Genomic DNA, 18,729 nt, shown 5'->3' with positions numbered 1-18,729 from the left:
GATGCCGGTTCAGCCAATGCCGTTGCACACGCCACCGGCCTCGGCTGGCTACCACACCTGCCGGCGCGGCCGCCGATACCGATGGCCTTCGACGCCGACCCGCCATCCCGAGTTCTTCCAGGGGGATCCCGAGAACCGATGCCAAACTCTGCCGGTTGTCGACATCCGGATTGCGGGTACCCGTTTCCACTTGACTGAGGAACTGCTGGGTAATCCCCATCGCACTCGCGACAGCGGCCTGGCTCAGCCCGATGGCCAGACGGTACTCACGCACTACATCGCCAACATTGCGGACACGGCCAGGCTCGACTTCACGCCGCAACCACGTGGGGGCATGTTTCCCATCCACGTTCTACTCCCTCCCGGAATAACCGCCATCACGGATGCAGGATCATTCGAGCAGATGTCACGGCAATACGACCTTGTGGACCGCCGCCATGGCAAGGACGACGCCAGACAGTCCACCCGATGTCGCGAAAGCGGCGGCGCTTCATACTCGTTGACTCAGCTCCATGGTGCTCCACAACGCGGACTCGCCCGGATTCCGACCAGCGCCACACCAGTCCCAACGTCCTCGCCGTGCGCACGATCAATGGCTACCGTCGAGATGCGGAGCTTTCAGGAAGTTAGTGAAGGAGTGTGGATGACGACGCAAGATCAGGTGAACGACGAACTGGCGCGGGCGCGAAACTGCCCAGCATGGTGTACTCGGCACCGGGACCCCGACGAGCCCGATGCCTCCCACGCGCACTATGGCACGCCTATCGATTTCGAACTTGCGGACCAACGTCTTGAAGGACGCGCGTCGCTCGTTCTTGTCGCCTACGACTATCCAGACGGTAGCGCACGCCAGCACGAGATCAGCCTCCGAATTTCGGGGATGGAGAAGGTCGCGTGGAAGCTAGAGGAAACCGACGATTTTCTCGACGCCATGCGCACGCTGATCAACCAAGTACGGGACTGAACCAACGACCTCCGACGCCACGAACCTACCCGTCGTGCGGAAAGGGGAACTTTGTTGCCCTTGCGCTCGCGGTCAGGGCATCATCACCGTGCAGTCACCCGTATGCGTGGACGTTTGGGTGCTTCGACGGGTTGTCGCCCGTCCGTCGGGGATTAGGCGTGGCGGCGGTGACGGATTGGCGACTCCTTCAGTTCGATGTCGCAGTCCTTGGAGTGCTGCTGCAGCATGTACGACGATTCCCTGGCCAGACCGGTGGGGTTTGCCGAACGCCACAGGCGCTCCCCGGGAGCGCGGCACCTGGCGAAAGCGCCTAGCCAGTGTTCTTCCCAGTGTTCGGCCGCCCGAGGACGAGACAACGAAGCCCGGCTTCGAGCGGCCCGGCCACATTGAGAGTGTTGCGTGTGTCGAAGACGAGGTCTCCGGCCATTGAGGAAGCAATCTGTCGCCAGTCGAGCGTGTGATAGTCGATCCAGTCGGTCAGAAGGAGAATCGCGTCTGCGGAATGGGCGACGTCGTGGGGATCTCGGCATAGCTGTATCCCGTCCGTGTCGCGTGGTTGTGCTGTCGGGTCGTGTGCCGCGATGGTGGCGCCATCAGCGAGCAGGGCATGGATGATCCGCAATGCGGGCGAGCGGCGATGGTCATTAGTCCCGGCTTTGAAACTGGTCCCGAGGGTGCCGATTCGGGCGTCGTGCAGGCCGCCGAGTTCGTTGCGGAGCCGATCGACGATGTGCTGTTGGTGTGTGCGGTTGGCGCGGATCGCGGCGTCGAGAACATCGAAGCGCTGTCCTGCGGCGTGCGTTTGATGCAGGAGTGCAGTCGTGTCTTTTGGTAGGCAGGGCCCGCCCCAGCCGGGGCCGGGTTTGAGGTAGTCGGTGCCGATACGAGGGTCTGCTCCGAGGATATGAGTGATGTCGGTTATGTCGGCACCGAGTCGGTCGCATAGCGCCGCGATGGAGTTGATGAATGACAGTTTCGTGGCCAGGAAGGCATTGGCGGCATATTTCGCCAGTTCGGCCGAGGCCGGGTCGGTGGTGATGATTTCGGTGCGTATCGCGTCGTAGAGGCTGGCGACACGTTTGCACGCTGCCGGGTCGTTGTTGCCGAGGACGATGCGGGTTGGGTGCAGGAAGTCGTAGACCGCGTGGCCTTCGCGCAGGAACTCGGGGTTGGAGACCACCGCGACGTCGTCGCGGTCCAGGGCGGCCGTGATCCGATGGTGTGTGCCGACGGGGACGGTGGATTTGATGACGATTACGGTGCTGGGTCGTAGTTCGTGACGTAGGTAGGCGATTGTGGTGTCGATCGCGGTCAAGTCGGCTGACCCGTCCGGGCGATCCGGCGTGGGCAGGCACAGGATCACTATCTGTGCATGGCTGATCGCGGGGATGGGTTCGGTGTCGAAGCCGAGGGTTCCGGCGGCAAGTCCGGCCCTGACCAGGGCGTTCAAGTCGGGTTCGGCAAGGTGTGTGTGGCCGCTCCGCAGGGCGGCGACGACGGATGGGTCGCTGTCGACGCAGACGACATTGTGGCCCAGGGAGGCCAGGCAGGCGCCAGTGGTGAGACCGACGTAGCCGGCTCCGAGAACGGTGATGCGATGCTGGGAGGTCATGGCGTTCTCCGGGTGTTTGGCTGGCGAGGGTCGGTGGGCGGCAGGCTGCGGCCGGTCGCCCTCACTGCGGTGGTGAGCCTGTCGAGGTGGATGCAGTGCTCGATGACCTGGTGATCGAGCTCAGTAAGCGGGCCGTAGGTGGTGAGGAACGCTGCTTCGAGGTCGGGTCGCTGCCGCCAGTACCGATCGGCCAGCCGAACCAGGTCGCGGGCGGCTAAGTCCAGACGTGAGTGTTCGAAGTCGATGAGATGTACGGATCCGCCCGGGGTGTAGAGGAGGTTGCGGGGAGTGAAGTCGAGATGGCATGGCACCGCGGGGATTCCGGTGAGTGCGGCAAGGGCCCGCAGGTGTGCGCGGATGGTGCTGCGCTCTGCGGCAGACAGCAGGGAGCCGGCGAGGTGTAGCCATCGCTCGCCGCGGTCTGCCAGTTGTGCGGTGATCTCGATTTCGTCGGTGGCGGGTTGGGCGTTGTGCCATGCGGCCAGCAGCGCACCAGCCTGCTGATAGGCGGCGTGTTCGCTGGCTGTGGGTGTGGTGAGTTCGGCGAGCGGGCGGCCGGGGATCGCGGTGATGATGATGGCAGGCGGATCCTGGATGTGCGCGAGCAGCCGAGGCGCCCGGTCGACGATCGTCGGCGTCCAATGCTCGTAGGCGTAGAGCTCGTTGCTGTGGCGGTCTCGGCCGCGGTGTGCTTTGACGATGACCTCGCCGTGGGTTGTGGTGGCACGTAGCACGGTGGTGTTTTCGTGGCCACGGTGTTTCTCGACGGGTCGACTGTTCGGGTCGAGGTGGCGCCGGCACAGCTGCAGCAGCTCAGTCGCGGAGGTCATGCCAGTTCTGGGGTGAGGTGGCTGGTGTCGTTGTGGGTGATGAGCATCCATACCGACTGCCCGAGTCGGTTGGTGTGCAGCTGCCAGCGGGTTACACACGCGTGGTCGGTGGTGAACCGAGCGTGGCGACAGGTGCCCGGTGGAAGGCCGAGAAGCAGGGTGTTGGCGGCTTCGATCGTTTCGCCGTGGGCGAGTATGAGGATGCGTTGCTGTGGGTGCTGGTCGATGATGCGACGGAGAGCGTTGGTGGCGCGATGCAGGTAGCTTGACCAGGTCTCGGAGTTCTCGGCGTAGGCGTGGTCGGGGTCGTGCTGGGGTGGGCCGCCGAAGGAGTCTTTCACGCTGCGCCACAGCTGCCCATCGGCGTCGCCGTGGTCGGCTCCGCGCAGCTCAACGTCGATGACCACGGCGACATCGAGGACTTCGGTGACGATCGCCGCGGTTTCGCGGACCCGCCGCCGTGGCGTGGTGTAGACGATGTCGAAGGCGCGGGCTGCGTGTTCCCGCGCGAGGCGGGCGGCGAGCTGGTGGGCTTGGCGGCGCCCGTGATCGGTGAGGCCGGTGCAGCCACGGTCGCCGCCGACTATTCCGTGGACGTTGCAGATTGCTTCGCCGTGGCGAGCGATGAGCAGTTCGGTCGTAAACGGCATCGGAGTGTCCTCCAGGTCGAGGGTGCGGGTAGTCGCTGGCTATTGCCGCTGGGCGGCACCGTCCCGCTGTTGTCCACGAGGAGCTGGTCGAGACGGGACGCCTGGTCTGTCGCCGGGAATCGGTTGAGTCAGGTTGAGCGTTGCGGTTACCGGGTCGAGGTCCTTGGCGGCCACGGTCGGACATCGACCCAACTGTGGCGGTAGCCGTTGCGATGCAGGTATGGGGCGGTGAGGTGATGGTGAATCTCTGCGTACCGCTGCAAACTCGGCAGTGAGCAGCGAGCCTCGTACGGTAGATGGCTGTTGTAGGAGCCCAGGGCGTGCTCGACGGTGGCGGGGTGGAGCCGGCCGTGTGTCATAGCGGTGCTGACGATGAGTTTGGCCAGGTCGTAACCGAACGGTGCGAGGGTCAGGTCGTCGAAGTCGATGACCGCGACACCCTCGTCGATGAGCAGGAAGTTGCGGATGTTCGAGTCCTTATAGAACGCCACCGGCCGAAGCGGCAGCGGTGCAGCGGCTTGGGCGAGAACGTTGCGGCGGGAGGACACAAAGTCTTTGATGAGCAGATCACCCATGCGGACGGGCCGGTCGAGGCGGGCATCGAAAAAGTGCCGCTGGTGTGCGATGTGATGGGTGCGGCCGACCGCGTCGGCGAGTCTGATCAAGTCGTTGGGGCCTGGCTGGTGGTGGCCGAGGTGCTCGAAGACCAAGCAGTGGCTGCGGGATTCGAGTAAGGCCGGGACACGTACTGCGCCCAGGTCTCGCATCCATGCGTGGTGGGCCGCTGCTGCGGCAGCCCGCGCCGGATCGGCATAGTGCTTGACGTAGACCGAGCCGGTCATGGTGTTCTCGCCAAGACGTAGGTGACGGTAGATGTCGCCAGGACAGGCCAGTGCGGCAGCCGACGAAGCTGCGCGGCCAGTCGTGATGTGTCCCGGAAGATTTGGGACATCGAGTATTTCGGCGAGGTTGCTACGTAGGAGGCCAGAGCGTCGGGGCTATCGAAGCAGAATTCGTGACGTTGGTGCACGACGTCCTCGACGAGGAGGGTCTCGGCAACGATGTCGGCTGCGTTGCCGCTGTGGAATGCCTGGTACAGGCTGGGGCGTGCGGTCGCGTGCGGGTCGAGTTCGATACTGGCGATCACGTCGTCGAGTTCGGCGTAGCTGTCGGCTGATTTGGTGGCCAGGACGGCGCGCCCGCCGGGTGCGAGGCTGCGGTTGATTTCGGCGAGCACGGTCTGTGGGCGCGGTGAGTGGTAGAGGCAGAACGCGGCCACGGCCAGGTCGAGGCATTCTTCGGCCAGCGGCAGGCTGTGGAAGTCCGCGACCACCGGGATGACGACGTGCCCGGCGTCGCGGACACGGCTTGCGGCGATGTCCAGTAGCGGCTGCGAACGGTCGAGCGCGATGAGCCTCCTGGGTCGCAGTGCCGTGGCCAGATGCAGAGTGCTGGTGCCGCGCCCGCAGCCGATGTCGCCCACGACGCGGGGAAGCGTGGCGGCTCGGGCAGCGAGATCGACGATGGTGTCGGCGGCGGCGGCGCCGCTGACCTTCGCCGCGTGCAGCGCGCTGGTGCGTTGGGTCAGTCGCGTCGCCGAGCCGTAGAGGTGGCTGGTGAGGAGGTGGGGGTCGGTGAAGGGGGTGGCGGGCATGGACAGGTCGCCTCCCTGGCGAGTGGAGTTAGCGCCGTGCGGAATACTCCGCGTGCATGGACCGCAGAAACCGTGCGCTGTGTCGGCGGCTGCGGAGGGTGATCAGGTGGACGTGGACGCCGTGCTCGGCGAGTAACACGTGAATTTTGGGGCGCATGGTTTTGCGGTAGCCCCAGATGTAGCGCACGAAGTTCCAGGTGATGCGGTCGTAGACGCCGTTGGTGTGTTGTCCGCCGCGGTAGCGCAGGCGGCGTTGCAGGATGCCGAGCAGACATGTGAGAGCGGGTAGATCGAGGAAGATCACGGTGTCGGCGGCCTGCAACCGGATCGGCAGAGTGCTCGCGTAGTTGCCTTCCAGCAGCCAGCGTGGTTGCGCGACCAACGCTTGTTGCCGCGCGGCGAACTCGTTGGGCTGCATCGGGTTCCAGTCGGCGTCGTAATAGATGCTGTCGAGGTGGGTCACCGGTAGTTCAAGCAAGGCGGCGATCTGGTTGGCAAGGTAGGTTTTGCCGGAGCCGCCGCAGCCGAGGATGGCGATCCTGTCCATGCGTGCAGACCCTATGTCCCACCGGTTGCCGCAGGGGCAGGCGGCCCGGTCATGGCACCGCCAACGGGCGCGTGTCGGCTGGTCAGCACCGTGTCGAGCAGGTCGAGTTGCCTCGAGAGCCGGAATACCGACAGCTGGTCCAGACATTCTTCGAGCAGTTCGGTGTGACGCGGGCCACCAGCCGTCGCGTGTAACTCACTGATGCGTTGGGCTGCGGCCGCGCCGTCGTCGATGTGCAGCGAGGTTGGGGTGAAGGTGTTGGCGCTGCGGATCGAGGCTGGTGTGAGTGGCAGGCATCCGGCGGTGACGGCCTCGATGATCCGCTGAGTCATCTGCCCGACCGCGCCGTAACGGTCGGGAAGCAGCAAGATCGTGGTCAGCGCGCGACCGTAGATGGTGGCGACCTGGGTGAACGGCACCCGTCCGATGAACCGCACATGCGGCCAGGCTGCGGTATCGGTCCATTTCCCGGCGACCAGGTGTGGATGGACAGCGGCGGCCGGTGCGAAGTAGATGTCGAAGGCGTCGTCGCGGTCGTACTGGTTGCCGACGTAGGCCAGCGCCAGATCCCGAGGCCGGGCGCACAGCTTCGCGGCATCGGCGTTGTCGAGCACGGTGTCCTCGACTGGAAACAGCAGCGACACCGCTCCGCGGGTGGGGTGCAGTGCCGCCTCGCAGATCACGACGTTGTGCTGAGCGCGCAGTGGATCGTTGATGGGCAGACGGCGGTCTTTGTCCCAGATGATGGTGCGCACACCGCGGCGGGTGTAGTGGGCGAGCAGCCGATGTTGGCGGTGCAGGTCGCAGGTGTGGCCGGGGCTGGCGCAGGTCGTGGTGTTGCGGCCGGGGATCGGCCAGCGCCATTCCAGGAATAACACGTCGATGTCGGGGAATCCGCTGTCCCACCGATAGGTGTCAGACAAGTCCAGCCCAGCTTCGCGGTGGTCACGGTTGGCTTGCAGGAACACCGGTTGATGCCCTCGCTGACAGAGGCCGTCGATAAGGATGCGGCGGTGGCTGCGGCCGCCGTCGGGAGTGTCGAGGATTCCAGGGCCGAGGAAGCCCCAGAAGCTGTAGCCGATCAACATTTCGTGATCCACCAGCCTTCCATCATCAACGCGTCGAGGCCGCTACCGAGCAGGCAGTCCAACGCCATATCGGGTGTGCCGCAGATGGGTTTGCCTTTGACGTTGAGTGAAGTGTTGATCAGCACCGGAATGCCTGTGAGTCCGGCAAATTCGGTGAGCACCGCAGCCAGAAATGGGTTCTGCTCGGTGGTGACGGTTTGCACTCGTGCGGTGTCGTTGGCGTGGATGACGGCGGGGATCTTGTTGCGGGTCAGCTCGGTGACGCCGGATGCGAACGACATGAACGGTGCGGGCTGACCGAGGGTGAAGTACTGCGCGGCGGCCGACGCCAGCACTACCGGCGCGAACGGCCGGAACGGTTCGCGGAACTTCACTGTGTCGTTGAGGCGGTCGACGACATCCGGCAGCAGCGGTGAGGCGAGAATCGAGCGGTTGCCTAGCGCTCGCGGTCCCGCTTCCAGCCGCCCGTGGAACAGTCCGACGATGCGCCCGTCGGCCAGCTGCCGGGCGAGGTACCGCGCGGGGTCTTCGCGGCGCTCGGCTGTCGTCCCGCTCCGTGGTGTGGGCGGCATGCGCAGCTGGGGGTAGGTCGGACCCAGGTAGCAGCGGTGATCGATGCCGGTCGGCAGAGTGGGTTGGCGTCGGGTGTGCAGTTCGATCGCCGCGCCGATGGCGGTGCCGGAGTCACCAGGTGCCGGGGGAACGTGGACTTCATCGAACAGGCCGCTGCCGATGATCTTCGCCACGGCGACGCAGTTGGCGGCCACACCACCACCAACACACAGCAGCCGCGACCCGGTCAGTGTCCGTGCCCGGCGGGCCAGGTGCAGCAGGATCTGCTCGGTGCGCTGCTGCAAAGCGGCAGCCAGATCTCGGTGTACCTGGCTCACCGGCTCGCCGTCGCTCCGGGGTGGGCAGCTCATTCTGATGAACGCTTCGCTCAGGCGCCGGTAGCGGCTTGACATCACCCGTAACGGGACCAGAGCCGGGTCGAGAGTGAACCCGGTGTCAGTCAGGGGCATTGCGTCGGCGAACAGTCCTGCGAATCTGGTCGGGTCACCGAGGGCGGCCAGCGCCATGACGGTGCCTTCCTCGTCGCCACGGCGCCAGCCGAGGTGTTCGGTGACCGCCCCGTAGACATAGCCGAGGGACGCCGGGTCGGCGATGGCCTCGACGATGCGGTATCGAGCCGGGTGGCCGCTGGCGTGGCCGATGGTGGTGGTGTGCGATTCTCCGAGGCTGTCCACGATGAGCACCGCCGCGTCGTCATAACCGGAGGAGGCGAAGGCATATAGGCCGTGAGCACGGTGATGTGACACCGGCCGAGTCTGTGCGTACGGAAACCGTTGCGAGATCTGCTGAACGCGCGCCCGCGTACGGGCAGCGACCTTCGCGAAACTCACAGCCCGCGGCAGTGCGCGTGTACGGCTGTCCGGTCCCAACAGATGGCCCGGAAATTGCTGCAGAGCAGTGAGATAGCGGTGCGGCTGGAAGTTGTAGGCCACGACGTCGATGTCCGCAGCTGAGAGCCCATTTTCCTTCAGCAGCCAGTTCACGCCGCGGGCAGGATAGGCGTTGGTGTGCTTGTCACCGGTGAGGCGTTCCTCCTCCACGAATCCTGCCAGCCGACCGTCGATCAACAGTGTTGCCGCCGAGTCGTGGGTAAACGCGCACAATCCCAGAATCCGGCCCGGAGCTGACGTCGGCGTGCGCGCGGTCACTGGATCGCTCCTGGCGCACCGGCTGCCAGCACACGAGAGGCGTCCAGATGCTGGTACCAGGATTCGAGGGCACGCCCCAGTTCACCGGGCACTTGGCGCGCAATCGCGCGGGCGTCGGCGCGGGCACCGTCGCTCCACTGCCCGTAGCTGCTCATCACACCGGCGAACGTCGCCCATATCGGGCACTCGGTGTCCGATACGTTCCCCACGATGGTGGCACCCAGGACAGTGTCGAACCGATCCCAGGCCACCGCCAGCGCCGGCATGGCGGCAGACGCTGGTGGCTTCAGGGGGATGTCGGCCGCGGCGGTGATGTGGTTGTCGTAGAGGTGCAACGAGTCTACGAAGTGGTGGTATTCGCCGACCTCGACCCGCAGCCATCCGGCGAGCAGTTCCTGCAAGATGGTGGTCGCGAAGATGTCGTACGGGAAGCCCAGCCACAGATCCTGGCTGCGCATCGTGGTGTGCATATGTAACCGGCCGTCCCGGATGAAAAACCGGTAACTCAGCGTGCAGGGCACGTCGCGGTGTCCGCGTGTGTCCCGCTCGGGATCGAATAATTGGACGACTGCTTGGCGGGAGTCGCGGTCGCGGGTGAGGATGGCTCGTACCTGGTCCAGCTGGTCGATCCGTCCATGCCAGCGACGCATTCGCGGACCATACGCGCCTTGCAGTCGTCCGTCGTCGGTGTAACGGGTCAGGTTACGGTTGTAGCGGAAAATCCACGGATCGTCGGACCCTGACAAGATCCACAGCGTTTCGGCCACCGCGAACGCTGGATTGATCACTCGCGTCGGTGGGAGGTTGACCAGTCGGCGGCGTGGATTTGTTAGATGCAGGTGGGCTCCGAGGACCTCCATCGTTGGCATCCCCCGAGGACTCACCTTCGTGCCGTCACGCCGCACCGCTCGGCAGGCTGCGGCGAACAACTCGTTTGCCGAGTCGGCGGTCACATCGATCATCGGATCTCCTTGAATCTTCTGAGAAGCAGGCCATCTCGTACAGCTGCCGGTAGCTCGACGAGCCAGCTGGCCTGCCGACGCATCCCTTCTTCCAGCTCAACCGATGGTCGATATCCGAGGAACTCGCGAGCTCGCCGGAGATCCGCGCGGGTAGAGGAGACGTCTCCGGCCTGCTCGGGCATGCGCTCAACCGGGACCGTCCGCCCGGTGACCGCCTTGGCGAGCTCAAAAACCTCCTGCATGGAGGTACTCACCCCGCCTCCGACGTTGAAAACTTGGCCGTCGACCTCGACGGAGTCGGCGGCCAACGTCGCCGCGATGACGTCATCGATATAAGTGAACTCTCGATGCTGGCTACCGTCGCCGAACAGCGGGATCGGCACACCGAAGATGCAACTCAATAGTGCCTGGTTGATAGCCATTCCTGGCCGCTGCCGTGGCCCGAATACCGTGAAATACCGCAATGCAACGACGCTCAATGTTGTGTCCGCCCGCGTCGCGTGTGCCAGGGACAACTGTTCGGCCGCGAGCTTGCTCACTCCATACGGCGAGATCGGAGTGGTCGGATCGAATTCGCTACTGGGGCGACCGGCGTCGCCGTAGACACTCGAGGACGACGCAAGTACCAACCGCCGGACCCCAGCTTGCTCACTCGCGTTCAGCAGACGCTGGGTCGCAGTGATGTTCGATCGGACGTAGTCGTCGAACCGCCGACCCCATGAGTCCCGAACACCAGGCACGCCCGCCAAGTGGAAGACCACGTCGACACCCGAAAGCAGCCCACCCAACTCGGCGTCGGCGAGGTCGAGCTGGTGCAGTTGCAGCCCCGAATGTTGCACTGCGCGAGCTAGGTTCGCTGCGACTATGGGATTTCGATCGTCACGGCGATCCAGGGCGACCACCTCGTGCCCCTGCTCCAAAAGAACGTCTACGAGGTGAGAACCAATGAAACCAGCCGCGCCGGTCACTGCCAGGCGCCTCGTAGAGACGCGACTGTTTGTTCCCGGACCGGAAAGACTCGTCCCATCGGGCGGCGTCGGGAGATGCCGCTGAGCGTTATTTGACAACGTAAGCCTCGCTACACCGTGTTCGATAGCTGTCCGGCTGGGATTGGGACCCGGTGGTGAGTTGAGGGATTTCGGGGAAGATCACCGGCAGTTGTTGGAGAGCTCGGTGGAAGGGGCCGGGCCGCCAGGTCAGCTCGTTCGCGGGTACGGCCAGCCGTATGTCTGACAGGGCGTCCAGGAGTTGGTCGATGGCCTGGTGTGCGACGAGGTAGGCCACGTCCTTGGCTGGGCAGACGTGCGGTCCAGCGCCGAATGCCAGATGGGAGCGGTTGCCGGTCAGTTCACCACCGGCGATGTCGGGGTCACGATGACAGGCGGCGATGCCGATGAGGACGGGCTGATCAGCGGGTACCCAGGTTTGGTCGAGCATGATCGGTTGGCGTGGGTAGGTGGCGCAGAAGTTCGCCATCGGCGGGTCGGCGAACAGCACCTCGTCGAGGGCGTCGCGGGTCATCAACGATCCGCTGAGCAGGCCGCCGCCGAATCGCCCATCGGTGAGCATCAGCAGCAGGGTGTTGGTTATGAGGTTGCGTATCGGTTCGATGCCCGCGCCGTAGAAGCTCAGCAGCTGAGCGAGCAACTCGCGATCGGTGAAATTGGCGTGGTGCAGCACCAGCCGGGAGGTGATGTCGTCGCCAGGGTCGGCGCGCTTGTGCCGGATCAGCTCGATCAGCGCCGCGCTGGCCCTGGCCATCCCCGCGGCGGCGTCGGGGCCGGAGTCGAACCGCGCGGACATGCCGGCCGCGACTTCGTTGCCGATCTCGGGTGAACAGCCGATCATGTGGTTGAGGACATCGAAGACGAGCGGGAACGCGTAGTCGGCGGCCAGGTCGGCGCTCCCGCGACCGCAGAAGGTGTTGATCCGCGGGATCGCGAGCGCTTCGACCAAGTCCTGCAGGCCATGCAGATCGATCTGCGCGATGGGATCCGACGAGGCTTCCCGGTAGCGGTCGTGCGCCGATCCGTCGTGGAATCGGGCGGCGGGCTGCCACCCCAGCATCGCGCGAATCGGTGAGTCCTGCGGGATTGTTTTCTCCCACTTGCGCGGGTCGGCCGGGAACCGTGCTGGGTCGTGCAGGATGTTCACGGCCGTGCGGTAGCCGAGCACCAGTGTCGCCGGGACACCAGCTGCCAGCTCGACCGGCGCCAACGGCCCGAACCGCTGACGCATGGACTGGTAGGTGCCGTGCGGGTCAGCGGCGAACTCCGGGCTGTACAGAGATACCCGGTGGCCGTCGCCAGTGTCGTAGGGTGTCCTGTGCCCGGCGGGGCATCTGCCAGGCACCATCGGGTTCGGCGGGATGGTCATTGACGTAACTCCAGAGGTATGCAGGGTGGGCAGGCAAGACTCGGGGCAGGCCCGGAGGCCGTCGAGAAGGCGAGGTTCCGCGAAGCGCGGCACAGCGTCGTTGTGCGCGGACAGGGCGAGCCCGCTGTGGGCGGTGAACGACTGCGGCGTGTGTCGCGATGTGCGCGGCTAGGTCAAGACAGCGCCGAGGGAGGTGAGTAGTGCTTCCTGCTCAGGCAATCCGCACAGTGCATGGATGTGGCCGTCGGGGTGCAACAGGCACAGGGTGTCGGTGTCCTCGGCGCCGTACAGTTTGTGAGCGGCGAAGCTGTCGGCGACGATGGCACCGTCGGGCGCGGCGGCACGCTGATCAGGCGAAGCGATCACTGTGCACCGCACTCGATCGCCGAAACGCCGCGCGACCCGGCTTTCCAATGCTTTCACTGCGGATGCCGAGTGGGCGTCGCACTGGAATACGAGCAGCGTATGTCCGGGATGGTGCAACAGGGAGTGCAGCCGCTGCCGTGCGGTCAGGGCAACGTCGGGTGCGCGGTCACCAGCGGCCAGGCCACCGAGCGGCGTGATCCCCGGCGCTTGGGAGACTGTGTGCCGATAGGTGGTGCCGATACCGGATATTCCGTTCACCGCTTGCTCGATGAATCCCGGTTCTCGAATGATCGCCAAACGCTCTGCGATCGGCGTGCCGTGCGCCATGAGCAGGTCATGCAGCTTTTGCGTCCTTGCGATGACCTGTTCGGCTGCCGGGCGTCGCTGCGGCTCGTAGGTGTCGAGGAGCGTCTCGCGGGCTTCTCCCTTGGTGACCAGGGCGAGCTTCCAGGCGAGGTTGTAGGCATCCTGCATGCCCAGATTCATCCCTTGCGCACCGGCGGGTGAGTGGTGGTGGGCGGCGTCCCCCGCCAGGAAAACGTTGCCGCGCCGATAGTCGCTGATGCCGATGCGGATGGTGAAGTTCGACGCCCATTCTGGCCGGCCGAGGGTGACCGTACCGTCGAAGCAGCGGTCGAGCACCGCCTGGAACGCAGCCTGCGAGATTTCGGTTTCGGGATTGGCGCTCATATCGCTGACCAGCAGCCGATGGATGACCCCTGGCAAGGGTATGAGCAGCGTCATTCGGTCGGGTTCGACGAGGTAATCGAGGTCTTCCGCAGACAGCGGGAGCCCGGATATGGGCGCGTCGGTCATTCTCATCTGGTCGGCGTAGTACTCGCCGCCGACGACGGTCATACCCATCTGCTGGCGGACGGTGCTGTGCACTCCATCGCACCCGATCAGCCACTCGGGATGCAGGATCTCCTCCCGACCATCGGCCTTGTTCACCACCCGCGCGGTGATGCGCCCGGCACTGTCGGTGCTGACGGACAGCAGTTCGGTATTCCACTCGATCGTGCCTCCGAGTGAGGCGTGTTCCTCGTGCAGGATCCGCTCGGTCTCGGCCTGGCTGATGTTGAGCATGAAGGGATAGCTGCTGTCGAGTTGGGTGAAGTCCAGTCGCGCTATTTCGCCTGTGCCCAGGAAGTGATAGTTCATCCGGCGGGCACGGCGTCCCCGCGTAACCAATCGGTCAGTCATACCCAAGTGGGCGAGCAATTCCATCAAACGCGCATGCACCACACACGCGTTCGAGGTCGTCGCCGAACCGACCGCCCTATCGATCGCGCGGCACGCCACTCCCCAGCGCCGCAAGATGATGGCGGCCAGCGACCCGACCGGTCCCGCGCCGACGATGAGGATGCGGTTGCTTTCTTCGGAATGATGAGACATCGATTCGGCCTTCCTGGTCGAGGGCTACGGTTTGCGGGCGAGGGCGCCGTAGGCGGAGATCGGGCGGGTTTCACCGACCTCGGTGGTGCCGCAGCGCCATTGGGTGATGGATACGAAGCCGGGCTCGACCAGTTGCAGCCCCTCGAAGACGGCTTTCAGCTGCGCCTGCGGGCGCGGAACATAGGGTGTGCCGCCGGTGCCGGTGTAGTTCTGGCACAGGGTGACGTACGCCCTGCTGTCATCGGTGCCGTCCCACAGCGCCAGGTAGCTGCCGGAGGGCATGGCGTCCATGACGGTGTGCACGATCCGCAACAGCTCGTCGTAGGTTTTGGCGTGGCCGAGCACGCCCATGAACATCACGGCGACCGGCTCGTGGAAGTCCAGGACATGCTTGGCGTCGGAAATGATCCGTTCGGGATCGTGGTAGTCGGCGTCGATGTAGGTGACCACACCTTCGGCGGTGGTGGAGGTGAGCAGCGCCCGCGCGTGGGTGAGCACGAGAGGGTCGTTGTCGATGTAGACGATCCGGGCCTCGGGCGCGACGGCTTGGGCGACCTCGTGGGTGTTCTGCATCGTCGGCAAACCCGTTCCGACGTCGAGGAATTGCCGCACTCCCGCCTCTTGGACGAGGTAGCGCACGACGCGGATGAGGAACTGCCGTGACTGCACGGCCATGGTGGTGATGTCGGGGTCCACTCCGATACCGGCATCACCTGCGATGCGATCGATCTCGTAGTAGTCCTTGCCGCCCATCCAGTAGTTCCAGATCCGCGCCGAATGCGGGATGTCGGTCCGGAGGAGAGGGCTGTCGTCTTCGCACATGGATTGGCTCCTATTGGTGCGGGTAGTCCGCGGTGATAGGCGCGGCGATACGCCGGATTCGCCACTGAATTGGGGTCCGCAGCTCAGCCGCAGGTGCCGTTGCCTATGAGGCGGCATTCGGTGTGACGCCGGTGGTCGCCGTCGTTGGATGGGTGCCGGGCGTGGCTGCAACCCACGCCCGAAACGGCATAGCCGTTTATTCGGGCGGAAAGAATCCCACCGTCACCTATCAACTCAACCGGTCGGCAGCTGCGGAGGACTTGACGGTAGCCGTTCCACACGGCTGGTAGCCGCGACGTCAGCCGCTGTCCTCACTTCTCATAGCAGCTAGCGTCGCGCGCACGACATCATCGGCGCTAACAACGCAGTGTTGTACAACGCTCGGTTGTGATGGACATCGTTGTGTTCTCCTTACTTGAAGGGTCTAAGACGCTGCTCGAGTGGACATCGGGGGACGCGTTCGGTTTTCGCGGTGGGTCTGCGGTGGGACGGTGGTGAAGACCGTTTCCGGTGCGTGGCGCGTGAATTGTTCGAACGCCCTCGCTGAGGCCGGCCACGGGTTGGTGACCCGTCCGGTGGGATGCTTGAACCAGCTCGGCCCGGCGAGCGGCCACACTGTGTGGTCGATGGCGTGGTCGAGCCATCGTTGATAGCGCCGCATTGCGTTCGCGTCGATTTCGACCGCTTCGGCGCCGATGTGTTCGCGCCAGCGCAAGCAGCGGATGATGTAGTCAATTTGGTGTTCCTTCATCACCGGGTTGCTGCCTGCCGGGTTGAAGGTGTTCGGTCCGGCGATGAGGAACGCGTTCGGGAACCCTGGCACCGCCACTCCGAGGAACGCGCAGGCACCCGAGGACCAGTGTTCGTGCAGCACCAAGCCGTTCCGGCCGCGGACAGCGACCGGTACGAGGAATTCCGGTGCCCGGAATCCGGTCGCGTAGATGATCGCGTCGGCTCGGTGGTGGCTGCCGTCGGCGGTGTCGAGTCCGTCGCTGGTGAACCGGGTGATCGCGGCGGTGATGAGTTCGACGTTGGGCCGGGTCAGCGCCGGGTAGTAGTGGCTGTCGAGGATGATGCGTTTGCCGCCGATCGGATAGTCGGGAGTCAGTTGCGCGCGCAGCACCGGATCGGGAATCTGCCGGTGCAGATGCCAGCGGGCAAAGGTTTCGGCCGGGCGTGCCGACCAGCCGCGGCGCATGATGGGCGCGAGGACAGCGTCCGCGCCGCGATGCAGGGCCTGCCGGTAGCGGTGGTGGGCGCCGGGCAGGCGCAGCACGGCACGCGCCAGCGGCCCGAAGTCCGTGGCGGGTTTGGGCAGGACCCACTGCGGTGTCCGTTGGTACACGCCCACATGCCGCGCGGTCGCGGCAAGGGTGGGCAGTATTTGGGCGGCGCTGGATCCTGTGCCGATCACCGCGACATCCAGGCCGGACAAGTCGATGTCGTGATCCCATCTCGCGGTGTGGAACACCGGCCCGGTGAACTGCGCCCGCCCGGGATAGTCGGGGATGTTCGGTCGGTGCAATTGCCCGACCGCGAAAACCACAACCTCAGCCACTATCTGCTGCCCGGACACGGTCGTGAGTCGCCAGCGACCCCGATCATCGAGGTAGGTTGCCTCGCTGATCGCGGTGCCCAGCCGCAGATGTGCGGTGAGCTGGTGTTCGCTGACGACCTGTCGGAGGTAGTCGAGAATCCGCGGTTGCCCGGGGTAGCGGGTGTGCCGGTTGCGGTAGGGCGCGAAGGAAAACGAGTACAGGTGCGCCGGGACGTCGCAGTTGCAGCCGGGGTAGGTGTTGTCGCGCCAGACGCCGCCGACGTCGTCGGCTTTCTCGTAGATGGCGAAGCGGTCGATGCCCGCGCGGCGCAGCGCTACACCCATACCGATCCCGCCGAAACCCGCACCGATGACAGCCACCTGCACGTCCTCGGGTTCGGCACCGCTCGGAGGCACGACGCAAACGGGTGACGGCGAAGAGTGCCGTTCGGGTGTGGCGTTCACTGGTTCACCACCCGATGAAACAGCGTTTCCCCCGGCAGGGGCGCGACGTAGGCGGGCAGATCGATGAGTGCGTTCATCTGCAGCGGTGCATCCGGTTCGGACACGTTCATGCCGTTGCGGTGGTAGAACTCGGCCAATCCTGGTGCGTCGGTGTTGAACTGGCCGTAAACCACGCTCGCTCCCGCATCGCGGGCGGTGGTGAGAGCGTGGCTCAGCAGCGCGGTACCGATACCGCAGCGGCGCCAGCCGGGCTTAACCGCAAGGGCGTGGATCTTGATCGTCGCCAGCGCCGCTTGCAGGACGGTCGCGGGGCCCAGCATCGCCAGTTGTGCGCAGAGGAAGAACGACGGTCCCGCTGCCAGGCCGCCGATGGGGCGGTTGTCGGCGACGGCGACCAGAGCCATCGTGCGCGCGGCCAGCAGCGTGGGGATGCCGCCGGGGATGCTCGGGTCGTTCACCTTCTCCGCGGCGTAGCTGCGGGTGAGGCCGGTGGAAAGGATGCCTGCGTCGGCGACCTCGACGAGGTTGCGTCCGGCCGGGCGTGATTGCGGCACACCAGCGAGGTGATGCCATTGGGTGAAGTCCAGCAGTTCGGCGCGGGCACTAGCGGGGCGGACCTGCACGATGGCGTGAGCGGGAGTTGTTTCGGTAGCGGGTTGCACGGGATGTCTCCGATCGAGAGTTGAGGTGAACTGGGCAGACGGCGTCCGAGTGGGTGTGCGCTATTCGGGCTGCCAGAGCAGCTGGCCTGTGTGGGCTGTGGTGACTCGGCCGAGTTGGACGTCGGCGAAGTGCAGGCCGAAGCCGAGGGTGCCGGGGGTGGCGAGTTGGTCGATGACGGCGCGACTGGTGATGACGGATTGGGCAGGGTCGTCGTCGATGGCCGCGGTGAGTTCTGGGTGGGTGATTTGCAGGGGGGTTTGCATCGCGTCGCCGAACACGAGCAACCGGTGCCCGGGTGAGGTGATCATGTAGCCGAGGTGCCCGAAGCTGTGGCCTGGGAGGGCCAGGGCGTGGACGCCGGGGAAGATTTCCTCACCGTCGGTGATGGTGCGGACTTGGGCGGTGAAGATGTCGAGCATCTCGGTGCTGGCGCCGGTCGCGGCGGCGAGGCGGCGGTGCTGCCATTCGGTGTCGCCGATCAGGACGGGGATGTCAGCGAACGGGCTGGTCGCGGCGTCGGGGGCGGCCTGCCAGAGCCAGCCGATGTGATCGAGATGCAGGTGGGTGATGGCGACGAGTTCGATGTCGGCCAGGGTTTTGCGCGCGGCGGAGAGGCTGTCGAGCAGTTGCCCGCCGCGCATCAAACCGAACTCGGTGGGGACGGCCAGCGGTCCGAAGCCGGCGTCGATGAGCATGGCTCGGTTGCCGTGTTCGATCAGCAGGGCGCCGATGCTGGCGATGAGGTAGCCGTCGGGGTTGATCAGATGCGCGTGCTCGGCCCAGATGTGGTCGTCGGCGTCCGGCAGCCACGTGTGGGGTTCGAGCAGGGCGACGCCGTCGGGGAGGTAGGTGATGCGGTGGTCGCCGAGCTGGTGGTGATGGAGGGTGGCGGGGCGGGTGTAGTGGTCGAGGCTGAGAGTCATGATCGGGTCTCCTGATGTCGGGTTTCGGGGTGGGTGTGGTCGCCGCCGCGACGCGCGGCCCTGTAGGGCAGTGGGTCGGTGTGCTGGGGGGCGGGTGGAGTCGCGGCGGCTGGGCGGTCGGGTCACGGCGCGACCTCGCGTGTGGGTGCGCGCG

At 65.4% G+C, this 18,729-nt stretch carries 17 protein-coding genes and 1 pseudogene; 1 reads left to right on the top strand and 17 read right to left on the bottom strand.

Features of this window, described 5'->3' with window-relative positions:
- Positions 1-169: 169 nt before the first annotated feature.
- Positions 170-274 (bottom strand): annotated as a pseudogene (locus LTT66_RS37380) (helix-turn-helix domain-containing protein); the annotation flags it as partial.
- A gap of 369 nt (positions 275-643) precedes the next feature.
- Between LTT66_RS37380 and LTT66_RS12125 the strand changes: the two are divergent.
- A complete protein-coding gene (locus LTT66_RS12125) occupies positions 644-964 on the top strand; it encodes a DUF6907 domain-containing protein (protein WP_233066873.1) in 321 nt (106 codons plus the stop codon).
- A gap of 310 nt (positions 965-1,274) precedes the next feature.
- Here the strand turns inward: LTT66_RS12125 and LTT66_RS12120 are convergent, their stop codons facing one another.
- From LTT66_RS12120 to LTT66_RS12045, 16 genes are all read right to left on the bottom strand, one after another.
- On the bottom strand, positions 1,275-2,576 hold the full coding sequence (locus LTT66_RS12120) for a UDP-glucose dehydrogenase family protein (RefSeq protein ID WP_233066871.1): 1,302 nt from the start codon (positions 2,574-2,576) through the stop codon (positions 1,275-1,277).
- Positions 2,573-3,406: a phosphotransferase enzyme family protein gene (locus LTT66_RS12115; RefSeq protein ID WP_233066867.1), complete on the bottom strand. Its 834-nt coding sequence runs from the start codon at positions 3,404-3,406 to the stop codon at positions 2,573-2,575. The genes LTT66_RS12120 and LTT66_RS12115 overlap by 4 nt, the downstream gene beginning before the upstream one ends.
- Positions 3,403-4,056, bottom strand: a complete 654-nt coding sequence (locus tag LTT66_RS12110) for a histidine phosphatase family protein (RefSeq protein WP_233066865.1) — start codon at positions 4,054-4,056, stop codon at positions 3,403-3,405. The genes LTT66_RS12115 and LTT66_RS12110 overlap by 4 nt, the downstream gene beginning before the upstream one ends.
- Positions 4,057-4,202: 146 nt before the next feature.
- Positions 4,203-4,898, bottom strand: a complete 696-nt coding sequence (locus tag LTT66_RS12105; RefSeq protein WP_233066863.1) for a phosphotransferase — start codon at positions 4,896-4,898, stop codon at positions 4,203-4,205.
- On the bottom strand, positions 4,895-5,710 hold the full coding sequence (locus LTT66_RS12100; RefSeq protein ID WP_233066861.1) for a class I SAM-dependent methyltransferase: 816 nt from the start codon (positions 5,708-5,710) through the stop codon (positions 4,895-4,897). The genes LTT66_RS12105 and LTT66_RS12100 overlap by 4 nt, the downstream gene beginning before the upstream one ends.
- Before the next feature lie 28 nt (positions 5,711-5,738).
- Entirely contained in the window at positions 5,739-6,257 is a 519-nt protein-coding gene (locus LTT66_RS12095; protein ID WP_233066859.1) for a P-loop NTPase family protein, read from the bottom strand.
- A gap of 11 nt (positions 6,258-6,268) precedes the next feature.
- Positions 6,269-7,357, bottom strand: coding sequence for a glycosyltransferase family protein (locus LTT66_RS12090; RefSeq protein WP_233066857.1), 1,089 nt, complete (start codon positions 7,355-7,357; stop codon positions 6,269-6,271).
- Complete coding sequence (locus LTT66_RS12085) at positions 7,339-9,066, bottom strand: carbamoyltransferase family protein (RefSeq protein WP_233066854.1); 1,728 nt, start codon at positions 9,064-9,066, stop codon at positions 7,339-7,341. The genes LTT66_RS12090 and LTT66_RS12085 overlap by 19 nt, the downstream gene beginning before the upstream one ends.
- Complete coding sequence (locus tag LTT66_RS12080; RefSeq protein WP_233066852.1) at positions 9,063-10,028, bottom strand: thymidylate synthase; 966 nt, start codon at positions 10,026-10,028, stop codon at positions 9,063-9,065. The genes LTT66_RS12085 and LTT66_RS12080 overlap by 4 nt, the downstream gene beginning before the upstream one ends.
- The gene (locus LTT66_RS12075) at positions 10,025-10,996 is read right to left on the bottom strand and encodes an NAD-dependent epimerase/dehydratase family protein (protein ID WP_051047557.1); all 972 of its coding nucleotides are present in this window, start codon (positions 10,994-10,996) and stop codon (positions 10,025-10,027) included. The genes LTT66_RS12080 and LTT66_RS12075 overlap by 4 nt, the downstream gene beginning before the upstream one ends.
- A gap of 88 nt (positions 10,997-11,084) precedes the next feature.
- The gene (locus LTT66_RS12070; RefSeq protein WP_233066850.1) at positions 11,085-12,404 is read right to left on the bottom strand and encodes a cytochrome P450; all 1,320 of its coding nucleotides are present in this window, start codon (positions 12,402-12,404) and stop codon (positions 11,085-11,087) included.
- A 168-nt stretch (positions 12,405-12,572) separates the two neighbouring features.
- On the bottom strand, positions 12,573-14,165 hold the full coding sequence (locus tag LTT66_RS12065; RefSeq protein ID WP_233066848.1) for an FAD-dependent monooxygenase: 1,593 nt from the start codon (positions 14,163-14,165) through the stop codon (positions 12,573-12,575).
- Positions 14,166-14,189: 24 nt separating this feature from the next.
- Positions 14,190-14,987, bottom strand: a complete 798-nt coding sequence (locus LTT66_RS12060; protein WP_233066846.1) for an SAM-dependent methyltransferase — start codon at positions 14,985-14,987, stop codon at positions 14,190-14,192.
- Between the two features lie 424 nt (positions 14,988-15,411).
- Entirely contained in the window at positions 15,412-16,905 is a 1,494-nt protein-coding gene (locus LTT66_RS12055) for a flavin-containing monooxygenase (RefSeq protein WP_233066844.1), read from the bottom strand.
- Positions 16,906-16,985: 80 nt separating this feature from the next.
- The gene (locus LTT66_RS12050) at positions 16,986-17,651 is read right to left on the bottom strand and encodes a GNAT family N-acetyltransferase (RefSeq protein ID WP_233066842.1); all 666 of its coding nucleotides are present in this window, start codon (positions 17,649-17,651) and stop codon (positions 16,986-16,988) included.
- Positions 17,652-17,711: 60 nt separating this feature from the next.
- Positions 17,712-18,575, bottom strand: coding sequence for an MBL fold metallo-hydrolase (locus tag LTT66_RS12045; protein WP_233066838.1), 864 nt, complete (start codon positions 18,573-18,575; stop codon positions 17,712-17,714).
- Positions 18,576-18,729: the final 154 nt, after the last annotated feature.

Source organism: Nocardia gipuzkoensis (genome assembly GCF_021183645.1).
Lineage (GTDB): Bacteria > Actinomycetota > Actinomycetes > Mycobacteriales > Mycobacteriaceae > Nocardia > Nocardia abscessus.
Note: the sequence above shows the minus strand (reverse complement) of the source record. Positions and strands in the feature narration are given on the sequence as shown.